We start from the raw sequence: 2621 nt of genomic DNA, 5'->3' as shown, positions 1-2621 counted from the left end.
AGAGTGTCGATTACCGCCAGGCGGGTGTAGCGACCGAAGTGGGTCAGCAGGGTGTCGAACAGGACTTCCAGCTGTCTCCAGTCGCTCTGTGCCGCGAGGCCCCACGTCGGTGTCTCGGCGGCCGCCTGGCGGGACAGGAAGCGTCTCAGCAGCGGGTACTCCGCGGTGGCCAGCACCTGGTTGAAGCTCTCGTTCATGCCCCGCAAGAGCAGGTCGTACTCGGACGCGAGAAGCGACTCGGCCGACCGGCGCGTGCTGTCGAAGCGTTCTTCGAGGTGAGACGCGAGAATCGGGGTCAGTGTCAGGGTGACCAGCCCCACCGGGACGACAAGGGCTACGGTCAGGCGGGCCCAGAGAGATTTGAAGATCACTGGCAATATCTCGGTAAGACCAGGCGCCGTCATGGCCCGGCAAGTTACCCAGAAGGAAAGGGGCCGGCAGTATCGGGCAATAGGCGACCAGCGTCACCTGTCGTTTTTTAACGCCTCTTTATCGCCGAGTACGTTGCCTCACTCCGCCTTGCCTAACCTGAAAGGCTGAGACACTATTTCGCTATATTGATAGGCAACAAGGAATGCCGCCTTCCCCCCTGACACATGGAGACATTGGAGTGCTCGACGAACTGGCGCTGATGGAGGCGCAGCAGGAGGTTCATGAACGGATTGTTCAGCAGGTTCCGCTAGAAAAAACGGTTGATGCCATTGCTCGCTGGATCGAGGTGCTGCTGCCGGATGCCGTGCCTGCCTTCATGCGCTTCGATACTAAGTGTCAGACGCTCAGCCTCATCCCCAACCAGCGTTTCTCCCAAGCCTATCAGGACCGCCTCCAGGCGGTGCCCATTGGCCCCGACGTGGGCTCGTTCGGCTGTGCGGCCTACTATCGCGAGCCGGTGATCACTGGGGATATCCGCACCGACCCGCGCTGGGCGGTGTTCCGCGATGCCGCCGAGCGCGAAGGGTTATGCGCCTGCTGGTCCAACCCGGTGCTGACGGCTGAAGGCGAGCTGTTGGGCACCTTCGGCATCTACTTCCGCACCCCCCATCACCCGACCGAGACCAGTCGTCGCCGGATGAGGCAGGCCGCGGCGCTGGTGGCCCTGGCGATCGTGCGCGACCGTGATGCTACCAGCCATCGAGCACTCTCCGAGTGGCACCGCTCGCTGTTCGTGAATCACCCCGACGGCGTCTACGAGTTCGACCTGGAGGGGCACTTCCAGCGGGGCAACGCGGCGCTCACACGCATCACGGGGTATCCCGAAGACGAGCTGATCGGCCGGCACTTCAACGAGTTTATCGAGCCCGACTATCGCGAGCTGACCCAGGCGGGGTTCGATATCGCCCGCCAGGGCGGGGCTCACCAGTACGAAACCATCGGCATCCATCGCAACGGTCACCCCTATCGGCTGGAGATCCTCAACTTCCCGGTCTCGGTGGATGGCGAGGTGGTGGGGGTCTACGGCGTCTGCCGTGACATCACCGCCCGCAAGCAGGAAGAGGAAGCTCGCCGCCTACTGGAGCGCGGCATCCAGGCCACCCCCAACGGCGTGGTCATGGCCGATGCCACCAAGCCCGACCTGCCGTTGGTGTATGCCAACGACGCCTCTTATGAACTCACCGGCTACGCCCCCGAGGAGGTGCTGGGTCGGAACTGCCGCTTCCTGCAGGGGCCGGATACCGACCCCGAGGCCATCACCGCTCTCCGTTGGGCGATCACCGAACAGCAGCCTGCGGATATCCCCCTGCTCAACTACCGCAAGGACGGTACGCCTTTCTGGAACCACCTCTCGTTGAGCCCGGTGTTCGATGAAGAGGGAAACTGCACCCACTACATCGGCATCCAGCAGGACATCACCCAGCATCGAGAGCAGGAAGCGCAGATCACCCACCAGGCGACCCATGACCTGCTCACCGGCCTGCCCAATCGCACCGCCTTCGATGAGCACCTGCAGGCCGCCGTCGAGCAGGATCAGGAAGATCCGGGGCTGCTGGTGGTGATGCACCTCGACCTGGACGGCTTCAAGGCCGTCAACGACGGCCTGGGCTACCATATCGGCAATCAGCTGCTGGTGGCGGTCAGCGAACGGCTGTGCCAGGTGATCGGCGTGGGTAACCTCCTGGCTCGCATGACCGGTGACGAGTTCGCCCTGCTATTCCCCAACCTCGATGGCCGTCAGGCCGCAATCGATATGGCCGAAGAGGTGCTGAGCGCCCTGTCCCGGCCATTCCTGATCGAGGATCGTGCCCTGCACATCAGTGCCAGTATCGGCATTGCCTGCAACTGCGAGTGTGTGGAGTATGCCTATCAGCTGATGCAGCGTGCCGATCTGGCGGTGGCTGATGCCAAGCAGCAAGGCCGTAATACCTGGCACTGGTATGAAGGTGACCAGCAACGGGTCACCAGGGAGACCGTGCTGTTGCGCCATGATCTGCACGCGGCCTTGCGGCAGGACCAGTTCGAGCTCTACTACCAGCCGATCGTGGAGGCGGTGAACGGTCGTATCCGCGGGCTGGAGGCGCTGATCCGCTGGCACCATCCCGAACGCGGCATGATCTCGCCCGGGGTGTTCATCCCGCTGGCTGAGCAGACCGGCCAGATCATCCCCCTGGGGCGCTGGATCTTGC

Annotated in this window: 1 protein-coding gene and 1 pseudogene; one reads left to right on the top strand and one right to left on the bottom strand. The window is 63.3% G+C overall.

The genetic code is table 11. The features are described 5' to 3' along the window. Nucleotides 1-371, bottom strand: a pseudogene (locus SCI24_RS21310) (PAS domain S-box protein); the annotation flags it as partial. A gap of 239 nt (nucleotides 372-610) precedes the next feature. On the opposite strand from SCI24_RS21310, the gene SCI24_RS21305 reads away from it, so the two are divergent. Then, the coding region (locus SCI24_RS21305; protein ID WP_318727268.1) for a PAS domain S-box protein at nucleotides 611-2621 on the top strand (2011 nt) is incomplete at its 3' end.

The organism is Halomonas sp. (assembly GCF_033549285.1).
GTDB lineage: Bacteria > Pseudomonadota > Gammaproteobacteria > Pseudomonadales > Halomonadaceae > Halomonas.
Note: the sequence above shows the minus strand (reverse complement) of the source record. Positions and strands in the feature narration are given on the sequence as shown.